This window comes from Aeromonas sp. 159 (genome assembly GCF_963862045.1).
In the GTDB taxonomy this organism is placed as follows: domain Bacteria; phylum Pseudomonadota; class Gammaproteobacteria; order Enterobacterales; family Aeromonadaceae; genus Aeromonas; species Aeromonas veronii.
On sequence record NZ_CAWLMI010000006.1, the window covers coordinates 1 to 17,547 of the forward strand.

Here is a 17,547-nt window from a genome sequence, read left to right on the forward strand (position 1 = left end):
CATGCGGGCGTCGATATCGCCATCCAGAAGCAGCGGCTCGCTGCCGCCGGCGCGGTAGCGGGCAACCTCCTCCTCGGAAGCGGGATCCACCAGCCAGATGTGGCTCTCACCGGTCCAGGCAAACCACCAGCTCTTCACAAAGCCGTGCTCACGGTTGAGCCGCTCGTTGTGCTCCAGCAGGAAGGGGTAATCGGTGGTGAACTTGGTGCAGCGCATAATGCGGTTCGGCACAGTGCGCAGGGTGACGTCGAGCAGGATGCCGAGCATCCCCATCCCCATCACGAAGGCGCCGAAGCGCGGGTCACTGCGATCCACCCGGATGATGTCGCCATTGGCCAGCATCACCGTCATCGCCTCCACCGCATCGCAGAGGGCAGACTGGTGCAGCCCCTGGCCGTGGGTGCCGGTGCTGAGGGCGCCGCCCAGGGTCTGGATGCCGATAACGCCCGGGGATGCTGGCAGCATCCGCTCCATGGCGATCAACTCGGCATAAACGGTATCGAGGGGCGTCCCCGCCTGATAGGTGACGGTGTCGGCGGTTTGCGCCAACTGACCGCGCAGGTGGTGCAAGTCCACCAGCAGCGCCTGACTGTCCTCGGCATAGACGCTGTGGATGGGTTCGAAAGAGAGGCCGGAGCCGATAAGGCGCAGCTTGCGCTCGGGGTGTTCCCGCAGCAGCGCTTGCAGCTGGTCACGGGTTTTCGGGCGCCACACCTGATCCAGCGCCCCGAGGGGATTGGTTCTCGACCAGTTGAACAGCACCTCCCGATTACCGATCGCCTTGATGCTGTGAAATGCCTGGAACTGAACCGTCATACCGCGCCTCATCTTTTACTGACGTCAAAATGAGCGCTGATTCTACCGAAAAGCGAGCCGCAAGGCATGAAAAACAAGCCCCTGCACTCGAGGGGGGATAGGGAGAGAGCACTCCCCTACCCTGCCAGACGGGAGCGTGGCCGCCCGTCTGTCACCGATAAATCAGGTCGCATTCGGGATGCCTCGCACCCCATCTGGCTGGCGGGTCTGTGCCTCTTCCGGCAGCAGCTCCTCGCAGAACTGGCGCAGCGGCATGGGGCGGGCAAACAGGTATCCCTGCAGATAGTCGACCCCTTTGGCCCTGAGGTAGTCAGCCTGACGCTCGCTCTCCACCCCTTCCGCCACCAGCGCCAGACCGAGCCGGGTCGCCAGATCGATCACGTTATCCACGATATGCTCCGAGAGCGACTCGGTACCGATGCGGGCGATAAAGGATTTGTCGATCTTGAGGTAATCCACATGAAACTGCTGCAGGTAAGCCAGGCTGGAGTGGCCGGTGCCAAAGTCGTCGATGGCGAGTTTGACCCCCATCTCGTCCAGCTGGCGAAACAGGGAGAGGGTCTGGGGATCTGACATCAACAGCTCCCGCTCGGTCAGCTCCAGCACCAGTACTACCTTGCCGGGGAGGAAGTGGCCGAGAAAGGCGCGGCACTCGGCCAGCAGGGCAAAATCGTGGCAATGAGCGGCGCTGATGTTGAAGCTGATATGAAACCCATCGGGCAACTGCTCCTGAGAGCGGTTCAACCTTGTCGCCACCTGCTTCATGATATGGGTGGTCATGGGGACGATCAGTCCCGACTCCTCCGCTTGCGGGATAAAGAGATCGGGCCGGATCACCCCTTCATTGACATGCTCCCAGCGCATCAGCACCTCGGCGCCCATCATCTTGCCGTCGTGGCTGGCAATCAGCGGCTGCAAGTAGGGAACAAACTCCCTGGCCCGCAGGGCACGTCGCAACTCATCTGTTGGCGAGCCGGGACGCCCCAGTACCCACCACACCAGCCAGGCCAGCAAAAGCGAGGAAACCGCCAGCCACGACAGCGCCACGTGCCGCGCGGCCCACAGCGACTTCCAGTAGACCGGCATGGCATAACCGGCATGGATGGTGAAAGGATAATGGGATGATGTGAGGGCCTGGCTGATCCCGCGATGGAGGGTGGGCGCCTCGCTCAGATAGCGGCCCGACTCATTGAGCCAGGCCGATCCCACCTGCAGATAGAGCGCACTGGATTTTCCGCTCATGGAGAGCATGAAGCTGAGCTGGGTACTGTCGATGGCGCTCAAGGCGGCATCCTTTCCCTGCTCGGTGCGCACTACCAGCAGCGGGTGATTTTGCCGCACCCGGTTGCCACTCATCAGCAGCAGCTTGCGGCCGGTGTAGATGGAGCCATCATCGGCATCATTGGCCTCACCAAACAGCGAGGTGCAATTGATGATGCCGTTTCGCACCAGATTGACCGAACGCAGGAAGGGCTCGATGGCGACCTTCTTGCGCAGCACCAGCAGGTTGTCGCGACAGGGAGCATTCACCAGAGGCAGCACGGAGCGGTTGGCCTGCTCCGCATGATCCAGCATCGACTCCATCAGGGTTCTGGCCTTGTGGGCCGAGGCACTGGATTCCGCTTTCAGCTCCTGCACATAATTGCTGTGGATGAGCCAAGCTCCCACCAGCAGCGGCAGAGTAAAGACCAGCAAGGCACCGCCGAAGCGTAACCCGGTTCGGGAGAGATCGATCCTGAACAGAAACATAAAGAACCACGCCGCAATTCGTCAGGCCTGCCAACGCAAGCACTCAGTGAACAGATATCCACTTTCCCTCGATAACGATGCCTCATCATTACCGCACATAACCGAACAACATAACCCAAAGCGTTTATAAAACGAACCACCAAACAGGTGGTTGGATCTCTCTAGCAAGGATCGTGCAAACAATCTTCAAAAAAGACGGTGAATAACACACAAATAAATAATGCCGCGTAAATACGCGGCATTATTGGCTTCTTATCGCGCAAATCGCGCAAGAACTCCGTTAAACGGCTTGCTGCAGGATCACCGCATCGGCCTTCTTGGTGTAGGAGGCGATCTCGTTGAAGTTGAGGTAGCGGTAAGTATCTGCCGCAGTGGCATCGAGCGCCTTGGCGTATTGCAGGTACTCCGCCACGGTCGGGATCTTGCCGAGGATGGCGGCAACGGCGGCCAGCTCAGCAGAGGCCAGATAGACGTTGGCACCTTTACCCAGACGGTTCGGGAAGTTACGGGTGGAGGTGGAAACCACCGAGGCTCCTTCCGCTACCCGCGCCTGGTTGCCCATGCACAGGGAGCAGCCCGGGATCTCGATGCGGGCACCGACGCGACCAAAGATGCCGTAGTAGCCCTCTTCGGTCAGCTGATCCTTGTCCATCTTGGTGGGCGGCGCGATCCACATGCGGGTCGGCAGCTCGCCCTGATACTTCTCGAGCAGTTTGCCGGCGGCACGGAAGTGGCCGATGTTGGTCATGCAGGAACCGATGAACACCTCGTCGATCTTGTCGCCAGCCACGTCGCTCAGCAGACGGGCATCGTCCGGATCGTTCGGCGCACAGAGGATCGGCTCCTTGATGGTGGCCAGATCGATCTCGATGATTTCGGCGTACTCGGCATCCTTGTCCGCTTCCATCAGGGTCGGGTTGGCCAGCCACTCTTCCATCCCCTTGATACGGCGGGTGATGGTGCGCACGTCGCCGTAGCCTTCGGAGAGCATCCATTTCAGCATCACGATGTTGGACTTCAGGTACTCGATGATCGGCTCTTTATCCAGCTTGATGGTGCAACCGGCGGCAGAGCGCTCGGCGCTGGCGTCCGCCAGCTCGAACGCTTGCTCTACTTTCAGGGTCGGCAGACCTTCGATCTCGAGGATGCGGCCGGAGAAGATGTTCTTCTTGCCCGCTTTCTCGACGGTCAGCAGCCCTTTCTGGATGGCGGCATAGGGGATGGCATGGACCAGATCACGCAAAGTGATGCCCGGTTGCAGCTCGCCCTTGAAGCGCACCAGCACGGACTCCGGCATGTCCAGTGGCATCACGCCGGTAGCGGCGGCGAAAGCCACCAGACCGGAGCCCGCCGGGAAGGAGATGCCGATGGGGAAACGGGTGTGGGAGTCACCACCGGTACCGACGGTATCCGGCAGCAGCATGCGGTTCAGCCAGGAGTGGATGACGCCGTCACCCGGACGCAAGCTCACACCGCCGCGGTTCATGATGAAGTCCGGCAGGGTGTGGTGGGTCTGTACGTCGATGGGCTTCGGATAGGCCGCGGTGTGGCAGAAGGACTGCATGGTCAGATCGGCGGAGAAGCCGAGGCAGGCCAGATCTTTGAGCTCGTCGCGGGTCATCGGGCCCGTGGTGTCCTGGGAGCCGACCGTGGTCATCTTGGGCTCGCAGTAAGTGCCCGGGCGAATGCCCTTCACGCCGCACGCCTTGCCCACCATCTTCTGGGCCAGGGTGAAGCCTTTACCGGTATCGGCCACCGGCTGCGGGCGACGGAATACGGTGGAGAACGGCAGACCCAGCGCTTCGCGGGCCTTGTCAGTCAGGCCGCGACCGATGATCAGCGGAATACGGCCACCGGCGCGCACTTCGTCGATCAGCACGTCGGTTTTCAGTTCAAACTGTGCCAGCACCTGTTCGGTGCCGTGTTTGCAGATCTTGCCGGCATAGGGGTAGATGTCGATCACATCGCCCATTTCCAGCTTGGAGACATCCACTTCGATAGGCAGTGCGCCGGCATCTTCCATGGTGTTGAAGAAGATCGGGGCAATCTTGCCACCCAGACAGACACCGCCAGCGCGCTTGTTCGGCACGAACGGAATGTCGTCACCCATAAACCAGAGCACCGAGTTGGTGGCGGATTTACGGGAAGAGCCGGTACCGACCACGTCACCCACATAGGCAAGCGGGAAGCCTTTCTCTTTCAGGGCATCGATGGTCTTGATGGGGCCGACGGCGCCATCCTTGTCCGGAGTAATGCCGGGACGGGCGTTTTTCAGCATCGCCAACGCGTGCAGCGGAATGTCCGGGCGGGACCAGGCGTCCGGTGCCGGAGAGAGGTCGTCGGTGTTGGTTTCGCCGGTCACCTTGAACACGGTGACGGTGATCTTCTCGGCCAACTCCGGGCGGGAGAGGAACCACTCGGCATCAGCCCAGGACTGCATCACCTGTTTGGCGTGGACATTGCCCGCCTTGGCCTTCTCTTCCACGTCATGGAAGGAGTCAAACATCAGCAGGGTGTGGGAGAGCCCCTTGGCGGCAAGCGGCGCCAGAGTGGCGTGATCCAGCAGGTCGATCAGCGGCTGAATGTTGTAACCACCCTGCATGGTGCCCAGCAGCTCAACGGCTTCGGCTGCAGTCAGGATGGGAGAGTGGGCTTCGCCCTTGGCGACGGCGGTGAGGAAACCGGCTTTGACATAGGCCGCTTCATCAACACCGGGGGGAATACGGGAGGACAACAGCTCTTTCAGAAAGTCTTCTTCGCCAGCGGGCGGGTTCTTGAGAAGCGTTACCAGGGCGGCGACCTGCTCTGCATCCAGAGGTTTGGCAACCACGCCCTCGGCGGCACGTTCTGCGACGTGTTTACGGTATGTTTCAAGCACGACTAATTCCTCTTTGGTCTTTTTTTGGGGTTCGCCCACGCTCGCGGCGATCGTCCTTGCGGGACACCCCGTAGGGTGCTCCCCACTATATAAGTTTTAACGACTAATTAAAATCCAAACCCTGTTTACTTATTCACCACAAAATCGTAACCAATTAAACAGACTGGTATTTTTTGAAAATTAATTGAACGCCCTCAACCAGAGTTAACAAATTGGCATCATTTCAGCATTATTCAAACGTACTGCCCAATTGCAGATAGAAGACGTCATTGCCCCCCTCCGCCATGCCGTAGCCGAGGAACACAGGGCCGAGGAAGCTCTCCACCCCGACATAAAGCGAACCGGCGGTGAAGGAGCTCTCCAGACTGATATCCTCACCCTTGTTCCAGACCCCCCCCTGCTCCAGAGATCCACCCAGATAGAGCGGCATCTTGAGGGCTCCGAAGTCATTGTCTGCCACCCGATAGATGTAGCGCAGGCCACCAAACAGGCTGTAGCGACCGCTCAGCTGGTAGCGCTGGAAACCGGAGAGGCGGAACAGTCCGCCCAGATCCTGAATATGCAGCGGCACCACCTCTTCACTGCCCGAGCCACCCCCTTCGAGGATCAGGTTGAGGCTGTGCCTGTCCCATGACCAGGGCTTGATCATCGAGAGCTGATAATTCCAGCCTTCACTGCGGCCATCTGCTGACTCGAGTCCATCCACACTGACATGGGAGTGGCCCAGTTTCATGTCCCATTTCACCCCCTGATAGGGGAAATAGAGGCTATCCAGATTGTCGTGTTCAAAGCGGACATAGGGGCCCCACGCCGTGGCATCCATCTCCAGCCCCTTGAAGTTCTTCACATCAATCGTGCCCAGTTGTCCCTCCAGCCCCATCGACAACCGGCTCCAGGGCTGGCGGTTCCAGCCCACCGCCAGATCGCCGCTGAAGAAGGAGTATTCGGAGTCGAGATAGCTTATCGAAACCATCTCGGGATCCGGATTTGGGAAAAACAGGCGGCGCAGGGTCTGGTCATAGGCCAGACTCGCCTCACCATAGAAGGTCTGGGAGGGTTCGAGCGGGGTATAGAAGTCGGTCTTGATATGTTTGGCCGTGCCCAGCGACGCCTCGGTCAGCCACTCGGCACCCCACTCGTTGACGTTGGTGAGGGTATAGGACATGCCGACGTTGTAGTTGGAGGTGTTCTCGAAGTCATCGGTGAAACCGAACTGGAAGTTGAGGTAGCCTGGCCCCCAGTTCTTCTCGCTGGCATCCACCAGCAGCACGTTCTCCCCGTCACGCTCCTCCACCTCGTAGGTGATGCGATCGAACGACTCCAGCGCGTAGAGGCGGCGAATGCCCGCTTCCAGACTCTCGTTGGTCTGTACCTTGTCAGGCCGCACTTTCAGCATGGCGCGCACCGTCTCGTCGGAGAGGCGCGACTTGTTGATGATCTCCACCTTGTCGATGAAGTAGGCGGGCTGACCGCTACGCTCGGCACGGCGGCTCAGCTTCTGGTTGCGATAGGCGTTGTACTGCGCCTTGGTGAGCGACAGTTTATCGAGTTGCAGCGACACCTTGTCAGCCGCCGCCTCACCGATCTTGATCCCCTCCGGCATCCGGGCAAAGTCGGCGATCCCCATATCGCCAAACTCGGGGGCGATCAGAATATCCTTCGGTCCCATCAGCGCCTTCTGCTTGTCGGTGCCCACCTGGGTCATGTAGGTGGTGAGCTGGTCAATCATGGCCAACCCTGACTTGAGGGACTCCCGGGTACGCAGCTTGGCACCGATATCCACCGCGATCACCACGTCGGCCCCCATCGCCTTGGCGACATCCACCGGCATGTTGTTGACGCTGCCGCCGTCCGCCAGGATGTGCCCCTCCCACTCCACCGGCTTGAGGGCACCGGGAATGGACATGGAGGCCTGCATCGCCTTGGCCAGGCTGCCGTGATCCAGCACAAAGGGGGTGACCGTCTCCATGTCGGTCGCCATGGCGCGGTAGGGAATGGGGAGATCATCGAAGCTCTCCTGCACCGGCAGGTTGGAGGTGGCCCCCCGCAGCAGGCTGGCCATGGATTGGCCCTGGAAGAAACCGTCCGGCAGCTGGGTGGTGTCGCCATTCACCCCTATGTCGGTGCGCAGTTGGTACTGCTCGTTCTGCTGCTTTTTGCGCAGCGACAGCTCGTCGCGGCCAACCTTGTCCTGATACCCCTTGTTCCAGTCGATGGCCAAAGTGGTGCGTTCCACCTCCTCGGCACTGAGCCCCATGGCATACATCCCCGCCACATAAGAGCCCATGCTGGTGCCGACTATGATGTCGACCGGAATCCGTTTCTGCTCCAGTACCTTGAGGATGCCGATATGGGCCGATCCCTTGGCGCCGCCGCCGCTGAGCACCACCGCAATTTTCGGGCGCTCCCCCTGTGCCGCCACAGCCAGCAGCGGGCAGGCCGCCAGCATCACCAAAAGCAGACGGGTCCATCCCGCACCTAAGCTGCGCATCATATTTTCCATATTATTCAGAGGGTCAGTCACCAAGGATGGCCTCTACTATAAGGGGCCCGGCAGTTAGCGCAACCGTCAATCCGCATCCCGCCTGTGCTGCATGGCGAAGGGGCACGCCGCCGCCCCTGTGAGCGCAAACGTAATCCGCAAATAAAGGGCTGCAAGCCTCATGGGTAGCGCCGCGCTGCCGCTAATATGAGCGTCGTCAATCTCAACCTTTTGAGCACCTTTATGCTGGCAACCCTCACTCTTAAACAGAAAATTCTGGCTACGGTCACCCTGGCCGTGGTCGTCTCCTGCCTGCTGGTAGGCTACTTCAGTCAACGCTCGGCCCAGCAACTGATCGAAAACCGGATGTTCGAGCAGGAGCTCCCCAACCTGACCCAGCGGATCAGCAAGGAGATTGAACAGGATCTCCACGGCATCGCCCAGGCCGCCCGCCAACTGGCCACCGACCGCTTTATCCTCGACTGGGTGGATCGGGGCATGCCCAAAGAGCAGGAGCCAATCCTCATCAACCAGCTCAAGGATGTGGCCAACCAGTATGGTCTGGTGACCGCCTCCTTCGCCGATCGCCAGAGTGCCGCCTACTACAACCAGGATGGCTTTCTGCGCAACCTGACCCCGACACAGGACGCCTGGTTCTATGACTACACCAAGAGCCAGAAGGAGATGACCCTCAGCATCTTCCGCGAGAGCAACGGCGAGGTGAAGCTGTTCGTCAACTTCCAGCAGCTCAACGGGCGCGGGCTGGCCGGCTTTGCCAAATCCCTCGACACCATGGTGACCATGGTCTCCAACTTCCGGCTGGAAGAGAGCGGCATCGTCTTTATGGTCGATGGCAGCGGCAAGGTGAAGCTGCACCCCGAGGCCAACCGCATCGAGCGTGACACTCTTGGCAACATTGCCAGCGGTGATACCGGCAGCCTGCTGGCCAAACGCCCCTTTGCCGTCATCAACGCCGAGGTGAACGGCGAACCCATGGTACTAGCCAGCAGCTATATCCCGCTGCTCGACTGGTATCTGGTGGCCCAGGTGCCGCAAGCCGAGATCTATGCCGAGCTGGATCAGACCCGCAACGAGATCCTGATGATCTCGCTGGTGATTGCGCTCTCCATGGGGCTGATAGGGATGCTGCTGGCAGGCTCGGTCAGCCGCCCGCTCAACGAGCTGGCCCGCCTGTTCAAGGAGCTGGGCAGCGGCGATGGGGATCTTACCCAGCGCCTGAAAGTGGAAGGACGTGACGAACTGAGTCAGGTCGCCACCGGTTTCAATAACTTCGTCGCCAAGATCCACGGCTCCATCGAGCAGGTGGCGGAGAACTCCCGCCAGCTCGCGGCCACCGCCAACGAGGTGGCCAACAAGGCGCAGCTGACCCAGCACAACTGTACTGCCCAGCGTGACCGCACCGTGCAGGTGGCCACCGCTATCCACGAAATGGGGGCCACGGTGAGCGAGATCGCCGGTAACGCTTCGCTGGCAGCCGAAGTCGCCAGACAGGCCAACGATCAGGCCGATGCAGGTGCGGTAGTGGTGGCGCAGGCGCGCCACGGCATCGTCGACCTCTCCGGCGAGATTGAGCAGGTGGCAGGGGTTATCGAGTCGCTGGCGAGCCAGACCGACTCCATCGGCAGCATTCTCGAAACCATCCGCAGCATCTCGGAGCAGACCAACCTGCTGGCATTGAACGCTGCTATCGAGGCAGCTCGCGCCGGTGAACAGGGTCGCGGTTTCGCCGTGGTGGCAGATGAAGTGCGCAATCTGGCCAACCGCTCCGCCGCCTCGACCGCCGAAATCCAGGGGATGATCAACCGCTTGCAGGAGCAGAGTGCCCGCGCCGTCAGCGCCATGGCGCAGGGGCGTAACCAGAGTCTGGAGGTGGTGAGCCAGGCCGATGAGGCCAACGCCGCCCTCGGCCAGATCACCGCCCACATCACCCAGATCAACGACATGAATATCCAGGTCGCCACCGCCACCGAGGAGCAGTCCAGCGTGGTCGGCGAGATCAACCGCAACGTGGAAGACATCAACCAGCTCACCATGGAGACCGCCGATATCGCCCACCAGCTGACCGAATCGAGCCGCAGCCTGCAGCAGCTCTCCGGTCAGCTGGACAAGCTGGTCGGCAACTTCCGACTCTGACCCCGACCTTGGCCTTGACCTTGACCTGAGTCATCAACAACAGAGAGCGCCGTGGCGCTCTCTGTTGTTTTGGTGGCGGCTAATCCGGCATAGCCGTCAGCCCTTGCCATCCCGTTTGCGCTGATACATCAGCTTATCTGCGCGGGTGAGCAGCTCGGCCAGAGACACACAACCGCGCCCGTCGTAGCAGACAATCCCGGTGCTGCAGGTCAGCGCATAACCGCAACCACTGTGCTGATTGTGCTCGGCCAACATGGCATTGAAACGCTCATAGGCCAGTTGTGCCTGCGCCTCTACCACATTGGGCAGCAGGACGGCGAACTCATCGCCGCCCATGCGGGCAAACACGTCGGCGCCACGAAAAGCCTGCTTGAGCAGAGTGGCAAAGGCGATCAGGGCCCGATCCCCTTCTGCATGCCCCCACCGATCATTGATCCCCTTGAAGCCATTGAGATCCAGATAGAGCAGCGCCAGCGGCATCTGCAAGCGACTGGCCAGCGAGAGGCTCTTCTCCGCCAGCATCACGAACCCGCGCCGATTGGAGATCAGGGTCAACTCATCAATGGTGGCCAGCTGCACCGCTTCGAGCTCCCGCACCACCATCGCCGCCAGGTCCTTGAGCAACCCCACATCCTCCTCGCTCAATTCCCGCTGCACAGTGTCGATGATGCAGAGCGTCCCCAGTTTGCAGCCGTTGGCGATCCGCAGTGGCTGTCCGGCATAGAAGCGGATACCGGGCCCACCCACCACCAGCGGATTGTCGGCAAAGCGGGGATCCTGCGAAGCATCCGGCACGATAAAGGTCTCATTGCCCATGATGGCGTGGCCACAAAACGAAATGTCCCGGGCGGTCTCACGGACCTCCAGTCCAATACAGGATTTGAACCACTGGCGCTCTTCATCCACCAGACTCACCAGCGCGATGGGGACATTGAACACCCGTCGGGCCATGCGGGTCAGCCGGTCAAACCGCTCCTCAGCCTCGGAATCCAGCAAAGAGAGCCGCCGCAGGGTCTCCAGCCGCAATGCCTCATCGGGCGGAATGGGTGCTTCTAGCATCGTGCCTCTCTCGTCAGTGCCAAAACCTATCTTTAGCATATTGGGCTTTGTCGAAGTCGGGGCAGCAAGGAGAAAACAAAAAGCCGCTCATTCGAGCGGCTTTTTAGACAAGCGGGGAAGAAAATTACTTTTTCTTCTTGGCCTTGGCGTTCGGCAGGTCGGTGATGGAGCCTTCGAACACTTCGGCAGCCAGACCCACGGACTCGTGCAGAGTCGGGTGAGCGTGGATGGTCAGCGCGATATCTTCGGCGTCAGCACCCATCTCTATGGCCAGACCGATTTCACCCAGCAGTTCACCACCGTTGGTACCCACGATGGCACCACCGATGACGCGGCCGCTCTCCTTGTCGAAGATCAGCTTGGTCATACCGTCGGAACAGTCGGACGCGATGGCGCGGCCGGAAGCAGCCCACGGGAAGGTGGCGACTTCGAAGTTCAGGCCCTGTTGCTTGGCTTCCTTCTCGGTCAGACCAACCCATGCCATCTCTGGCTCGGTGTAGGCGATGGACGGGATCACTTTCGGGTCGAAGTAGTGCTTCTTGCCGGCGATAACTTCGGCGGCAACGTGACCTTCGTGAACACCTTTGTGTGCCAGCATCGGCTGGCCAACGATGTCACCGATGGCGTGGATGTGCGCCACGTTGGTACGCAGCTGCTTGTCCACCTCGATGAAACCGCGCTCGGTCACGGCAACGCCTGCCTTCTCGGCATCCAGCATCTTGCCGTTCGGCACACGACCTACGGCAACCAGCACGTTGTCGTAACGAACCGGCTCGGCCGGAGCGTGCTTGCCTTCATAGGAGACATACAGGCCGTCTTCGCGCGCTTCAACTGCGGTGACCTTGGTCTCCAGCATGATGTTGAACTTCTTGGCGACGCGCTTGGTATAGATCTTGACGATATCTTTGTCGGCAGCCGGAACCAGCTGGTCGGCAAATTCCACCACATCGATCTCGGAACCCAGAGAGGAGTAAACGGTACCCATCTCCAGACCGATGATGCCGCCACCGATAACCAGCAGTTTGCCGGGAACGGTTTTCAGCTCCAGCGCATCGGTAGAGTCCCATACGCGCGGGTCATCGTGGGGGATGAACGGCAGCTTCACCGGACGGGAACCGGCCGCGATGATGGCGTTGTCGAAGGTCACGGTAGTCTTGCCGTCTTCCCCGGTCACTTCGAGCGTGTTCGGGCCGGTAAATTTACCCAAGCCGTTAACAACCTGAACTTTACGCATCTTGGCCATGCCAGCCAGACCGCCGGTCAGCTGGTTGATAACCTTCTCTTTCCACAGACGGATCTTGTCGATGTCGGTCTGCGGGGCACCGAAGACGATGCCGTGCTCGGCCAGCGCCTTGGCTTCTTCAATCACTTTGGCAACGTGCAGCAGCGCCTTGGAGGGGATGCAGCCCACGTTCAGGCAGACGCCACCCAGGGTGGAGTAACGCTCGACGATAATAGTATCCAGACCCAGATCGGCTGCACGGAAAGCAGCGGAATAACCGGCAGGGCCAGCACCCAGTACTACGACCTGGGTTTTGATTTCTTTACTCATCATGACCTCTTTGTCGTTCTTATATCCCCGGACAGCGCAGTCTTATACCGAAACGGGTGGCTGCAGCCGTGAAAAAAACGGGGCAAGTTTACGATCATGTTAATGAAATGAGAAGTAAAAAGGGCAGGCTCTGGGCCCGCCCTCTCACTTACAGGACCAGTCGACGAATGTCGGACAGCACGCCGTTCATGGTGGTGATGAAGCGAGCCCCATCGGCACCATCGATCACGCGGTGGTCGTAGCTCAGAGCCAGCGGCAGCATCAGGCGCGGCGCGAACTCTTTACCGTTCCACTTCGGCTTCATCTCGGACTTGGAAACACCGAGGATGGCCACTTCCGGCGCGTTGACGATCGGGGTAAAGCTGGTACCGCCGATGCCACCCAGGCTGGAGATGGTGAAGCAACCGCCCTGCATGTCGGCAGCGGTCAGCTTGCCGGCACGGGCCTTCTTGGAGATCTCGGCCAGATCGCGAGACAGCTCCATGATGCCCTTCTTGTTAACATCACGAACCACAGGCACAACCAGACCGTTGGGGGTATCTACCGCCACACCGATGTGGATGTACTTCTTCATGATCAGCTTGCTGCCATCTTCGGACAGGGAGCTGCAGAAGCGCGGGTGAGCTTCCAGCGCCTTGGCGGCGGCTTTCAGGATGAACACCAGCGGGGTGATCTTCACGTCTGCCTTCTGCTTCTCGAGCATCGCGTTCTGCTCTTTGCGGAACGCTTCCAGCTCGGTGGTATCGGCTTCGTCGAACTGGGTGACATGAGGGATCATGACCCAGTTGCGGTGCAGGTTCGGACCGGAGATCTTCTGGATGCGGGTCAGCTCGACCTCTTCCACATCACCAAACTTGCTGAAGTCTACTTTCGGCCACGGCAGTACGCCCAGACCGTTGCCACCGGCTACGCCGGCAGAGGCAGGAGCGGACTCGGCACGCTTGATGGCATCCTTCACGTAGGCTTGTACGTCTTCTTTGACGATGCGGCCCTTGCGACCGGAGGCTTTCACCTTGGCCAGGTTGACGCCAAACTCGCGCGCCAGACGGCGTACTGCCGGAGAGGCGTGTACATAAGCGTCGTTGGCAACGAAATCGGTCGCAGCGGCAGCAGCCTGGGCAACCGGTGCCGGAGCTGCGGCAACAGGGGCTGCAGCGACCGGAGCGGCAGCTTGAGCAACCGGCGCGGCAGCAGGAGCAGCGCCAGCCACTTCGAAGACCATGATCAGGGAACCGGTGGAGACCTTGTCACCCGCCTTCACCTTGATCTCTTTGACCACACCGGCGAACGGCGCAGGCACTTCCATGGAGGCCTTGTCACCTTCCACGGCGATCAGGGACTGGTCAGCTTCAACCTTGTCACCCACAGCAACCATGATCTCGGTGACTTCCACTTCGTCGCCACCGATATCCGGTACGTTGACCTCTTTGGCCGCAGCGGCAACCGGGGCAGCAGCCAACGGCGCGGCAGCTTGGGCCGGAGCAGCAACGGCAGCAGGCGCAGCGCCAGCCACTTCAAATACCATCACCAGAGAGCCGGTAGAGACCTTGGCGCCAGCGGCAACCTTGATCTCGACTACGCGGCCTGCGAACGGTGCCGGTACTTCCATGGAGGCCTTGTCACCTTCCACGGCAATGATGGACTGGTCAGCTTCTACCATGTCGCCCACGGCAACCATGATTTCAGTCACGTCCACTTCGTCGTCACCGATGTCCGGTACGTGCACATCTTTGCGCACGGCAGCGGCAGGTGCGGCGGCCGGAGCAGCAGCAACCGGTGCAGCCACTTCAGCAGGGGCGGCAGCGCCTTCGGCTTCGAAGATCATGATCTGGGAACCGGTGGCAACCTTGTCGCCCACCTTGATCAGGATCTCTTTAACGATACCGGCAGACGGGGCCGGTACTTCCATGGAGGCCTTGTCACCTTCTACCGCGATGATGGACTGGTCCAGCTCGACCTTGTCACCCACGGCCACCATGATCTCGGTGACTTCAACTTCATCGGCGCCGATATCCGGCACCATAATCTGTTTGGACATTGTGCTTTATCCTCTTGCGTCGATCCGCATAGCTGGCTGATGCCGCCACGCACATCTCGCGTTAACCGTTTTAAATCCTGGCAGGGTCGCGCCACATGACGGCGCGACCCTTGATCCACTTACGCGTACAGCGGGTTGACCTTGTCGGCATCGATGCCGTACTTGGCGATGGCGTCGGCCACAACCTGCTTGTCTACCTCGCCGCGCTTGGCCAGTTCGGTCAGAGCAGCAACCACCACGTAGAACTCGTTCACTTCGAAGTGACGACGCAGGTTGGCACGGCTGTCGGAACGGCCGTAACCGTCGGTACCCAGCACGCGGTAGTTCTCGGTCGGAACGAAGGCACGAACCTGATCGGCGAAGGACTTCATGTAGTCGGTCGCAGCGATGGTTGCTTCGGAACCCAGTACCTGAGCAATGTAGGGAACGCGAGCTTCGGCTGTCGGGTGCAGCATGTTCCAGCGATCCGCGTCCTGACCGTCACGGGCCAGCTCGTTGAAGGAGGTGACGCTGAACACATCGGAACCGATGCCGTACTCGCTGGCCAGGATCTGGGCAGCCTTGCGCACGTGACCCAAGATGGAACCACAACCCAGCAGCTGAACTTTCGCCTTGGCACCGGCTACGGATTCCAGCTTGTAGATACCCTTGCGGATGCCTTCCTCGGCGCCTTCCGGCATGGCCGGCATGGCGTAGTTCTCGTTCAGGGTGGTGATGTAGTAGAACACGTTCTCCGGGTTCTCACCGTACATGCGGCGCAAGCCGTCCTGTACGATCACCGCCACTTCATAGGCGTAGGACGGGTCGTAGGAGATGCAGTTCGGGATGGTGTTCGCCAGGATGTGGCTGTGACCATCTTCGTGCTGCAGACCTTCGCCGTTCAGGGTAGTACGACCGGAGGTTGCACCCAGCAGGAAGCCACGGGCTTGCTGGTCACCGGCTGCCCACGCCATGTCGCCGATCCGCTGGAAACCGAACATGGAGTAGTAGATGTAGAACGGGATCATCGGGCAGTCGTTGGTGCTGTAAGAGGTCGCAGCAGCCAGCCAGGAGGACATGGCGCCCAACTCGTTGATACCGTCTTGCAGAACCTGACCCTGCTTGTCTTCCTTGTAGTAGGAGACGATGTCGCGGTCTTGCGGGGTGTACTGCTGACCGTGCGGGCTGTAGATACCGATCTGGCGGAACAGACCTTCCATACCGAAGGTACGGGCTTCGTCAGCGAGGATCGGAACGATGCGCTTGCCGATGGACTTGTCTTTCAGCATCACGTTCAGGGAACGCACGAACGCCATGGTGGTGGAGATTTCGCGCGCCTGCTCACCCAGCAGCGGAGCGAAGGCATCCAGTGCCGGGATTTCCAGCTTAGTGGTGCTTTCGCGCAGACGGGTCGGCACATAGCCTTTCAGGGCAGTGCGACGGTCGTGCAGGTATTTGTGCTCGGCAGAACCGGCTTCGATCTTCAGGTAAGGCAGATCGGCCAGCTGCTCGTCGGCCACCGGCAGGTTGAAGCGGTCACGCAGGTGACGCACGGAGTCCAGCTCCATCTTCTTGACCTGGTGAGCGATGTTCTTGCCTTCGGCCGCTTCACCCATACCGTAACCCTTGATGGTCTTGGCCAGAATAACGGTCGGCTTGCCCTTGGTCTGGGTCGCCTTGTTGAACGCGGCGAACAGTTTGCGAGGATCGTGACCACCGCGGTTCAGAGCGAAGATCTCCTCGTCGGTCATGTCTTTGACCAGCGCGGCAGTTTCCGGATAACGGTTGAAGAAGTGCTCGCGGATGTAGCCACCGTCGCGGGACTTCATGGTCTGGTAGTCGCCGTCTACGGTCTCGTTCATCAACTGGATCAGCTTGCCGGAGGTATCTTTCTTCAGCAGCTCATCCCACTTGCGACCCCAGATAACCTTGGTGACATCCCAACCTGCGCCAGCGAACAGGCCTTCCAGCTCGTTGATGACCTTGCCGTTACCGACAACCGGACCATCCAGACGCTGCAGGTTGCAGTTAACCACGAACACCAGGTTGTCGAGCTTTTCACGCACGGCAACGGTCAGGGCACCCTTGGCTTCCGGCTCGTCCATCTCGCCATCACCCAGGAAGGCGTAAACGGTCTGCTCGGAGCAATCCTTGATACCACGGTCGGTCAGATACTTCAGGAAGCGAGCCTGATAGATGGCGGCGATGGGGCCCAGACCCATGGATACGGTCGGGAACTGCCAGAAGTCCGGCATCAGTTTCGGGTGCGGATAGGAAGGGATACCCTTGCCGTCCACTTCCTGACGGAAGTTGTCCAGCTGCTCTTCGGTCAGACGACCTTCAGCAAAGGCGCGAGCATAGATGCCCGGAGAGATGTGACCCTGGAAGTAAACCAGATCACCACCATCCTTCTCGTTGCGAGCACGGAAGAAGTGGTTGAAGCAGACATCATAGATGGTCGCAGAAGAAGCGAAGGAAGACATGTGACCACCCAGGTCCAGGTCTTTCTTGGACGCGCGCAGCACGATCATCATGGCGTTCCAGCGGATGATGGCGCGAATGCGGCGTTCCATCTCCAGGTCACCCGGGTAGTCCGGCTCGTCGCTGGACGGGATGGTGTTGATGTAATCGCGATTTGCCTTGGCAGCCACGTCCACACCGCTTACGCGGGCTTTCTCGGCCAACTGTTCAAGGATGAACTGAGCGCGTTGCGGACCCTCTTCACGCAGCAGGGATTCCAGAGAGGCAAGCCACTCCAGCGTTTCTATCGGGTCCACATCGTTCTTCAGGATATCAGACATGGCTGGTTCCTATGTTGTTGTGATTGCACGGCATTGCAC

The 17,547-nt window shown here is 60.0% G+C and carries 9 protein-coding genes; 1 reads left to right on the plus strand and 8 read right to left on the minus strand.

All coding sequences use genetic code 11. The features are described from left to right. The 4 genes from AACR14_RS00805 to AACR14_RS00820 form a co-directional block, all read right to left on the minus strand. Positions 1 to 816: FAD-binding protein (locus AACR14_RS00805; protein ID WP_019444773.1), on the minus strand; the 816-nt coding region annotated here is incomplete at its 3' end. A gap of 162 nt (positions 817 to 978) precedes the next feature. Beyond that, complete coding sequence (locus tag AACR14_RS00810; protein WP_005355079.1) at positions 979 to 2,565, minus strand: EAL domain-containing protein; 1,587 nt, start codon at positions 2,563 to 2,565, stop codon at positions 979 to 981. Between the two features lie 280 nt (positions 2,566 to 2,845). After that, positions 2,846 to 5,443 carry a bifunctional aconitate hydratase 2/2-methylisocitrate dehydratase gene (gene acnB / locus AACR14_RS00815; protein WP_019444774.1) on the minus strand — a complete coding sequence of 866 codons (2,598 nt, stop codon included), beginning with the start codon at positions 5,441 to 5,443 and terminating at the stop codon, positions 2,846 to 2,848. A 229-nt stretch (positions 5,444 to 5,672) separates the two neighbouring features. Next, on the minus strand, positions 5,673 to 7,934 hold the full coding sequence (locus AACR14_RS00820; RefSeq protein ID WP_019444775.1) for a patatin-like phospholipase family protein: 2,262 nt from the start codon (positions 7,932 to 7,934) through the stop codon (positions 5,673 to 5,675). 234 nt (positions 7,935 to 8,168) lie between these two features. On the opposite strand from AACR14_RS00820, the gene AACR14_RS00825 reads away from it, so the two are divergent. Further along, the gene (locus tag AACR14_RS00825) at positions 8,169 to 10,079 is read left to right on the plus strand and encodes a methyl-accepting chemotaxis protein (RefSeq protein WP_019444776.1); all 1,911 of its coding nucleotides are present in this window, start codon (positions 8,169 to 8,171) and stop codon (positions 10,077 to 10,079) included. Positions 10,080 to 10,175: 96 nt separating this feature from the next. Here the strand turns inward: AACR14_RS00825 and AACR14_RS00830 are convergent, their stop codons facing one another. From AACR14_RS00830 to aceE, 4 genes are all read right to left on the minus strand, one after another. Continuing rightward, positions 10,176 to 11,138 (minus strand): sensor domain-containing diguanylate cyclase, encoded by a 963-nt coding sequence (locus tag AACR14_RS00830; RefSeq protein ID WP_019444777.1) that lies wholly within the window; start codon positions 11,136 to 11,138, stop codon positions 10,176 to 10,178. Between the two features lie 124 nt (positions 11,139 to 11,262). Continuing rightward, positions 11,263 to 12,690, minus strand: a complete 1,428-nt coding sequence (gene lpdA / locus AACR14_RS00835) for a dihydrolipoyl dehydrogenase (protein WP_005341659.1) — start codon at positions 12,688 to 12,690, stop codon at positions 11,263 to 11,265. A gap of 148 nt (positions 12,691 to 12,838) precedes the next feature. Continuing rightward, on the minus strand, positions 12,839 to 14,728 hold the full coding sequence (aceF, locus tag AACR14_RS00840; RefSeq protein ID WP_019444778.1) for a pyruvate dehydrogenase complex dihydrolipoyllysine-residue acetyltransferase: 1,890 nt from the start codon (positions 14,726 to 14,728) through the stop codon (positions 12,839 to 12,841). A gap of 119 nt (positions 14,729 to 14,847) precedes the next feature. Then, a complete protein-coding gene (gene aceE / locus AACR14_RS00845; protein ID WP_019444779.1) occupies positions 14,848 to 17,508 on the minus strand; it encodes a pyruvate dehydrogenase (acetyl-transferring), homodimeric type in 2,661 nt (886 codons plus the stop codon). Between the last annotated feature and the right edge of the window lie 39 nt (positions 17,509 to 17,547).

Bases quoted from the DNA above. Each gene is read 5' to 3' on its own strand.
- AACR14_RS00810 (WP_005355079.1), bottom strand. From the start codon at position 2,565: ATGTTTCTGTTCAGGATCGATCTCTCCCGAACCGGGTTACGCTTCGGC.
- AACR14_RS00820 (WP_019444775.1), bottom strand. From the start codon at position 7,934: ATGCGCAGCTTAGGTGCGGGATGGACCCGTCTGCTTTTGGTGATGCTG.
- AACR14_RS00825 (WP_019444776.1), top strand. From the start codon at position 8,169: ATGCTGGCAACCCTCACTCTTAAACAGAAAATTCTGGCTACGGTCACC.
- AACR14_RS00830 (WP_019444777.1), bottom strand. From the start codon at position 11,138: ATGCTAGAAGCACCCATTCCGCCCGATGAGGCATTGCGGCTGGAGACC.
- lpdA (WP_005341659.1), bottom strand. From the start codon at position 12,690: ATGAGTAAAGAAATCAAAACCCAGGTCGTAGTACTGGGTGCTGGCCCT.
- aceF (WP_019444778.1), bottom strand. From the start codon at position 14,728: ATGTCCAAACAGATTATGGTGCCGGATATCGGCGCCGATGAAGTTGAA.
- aceE (WP_019444779.1), bottom strand. From the start codon at position 17,508: ATGTCTGATATCCTGAAGAACGATGTGGACCCGATAGAAACGCTGGAG.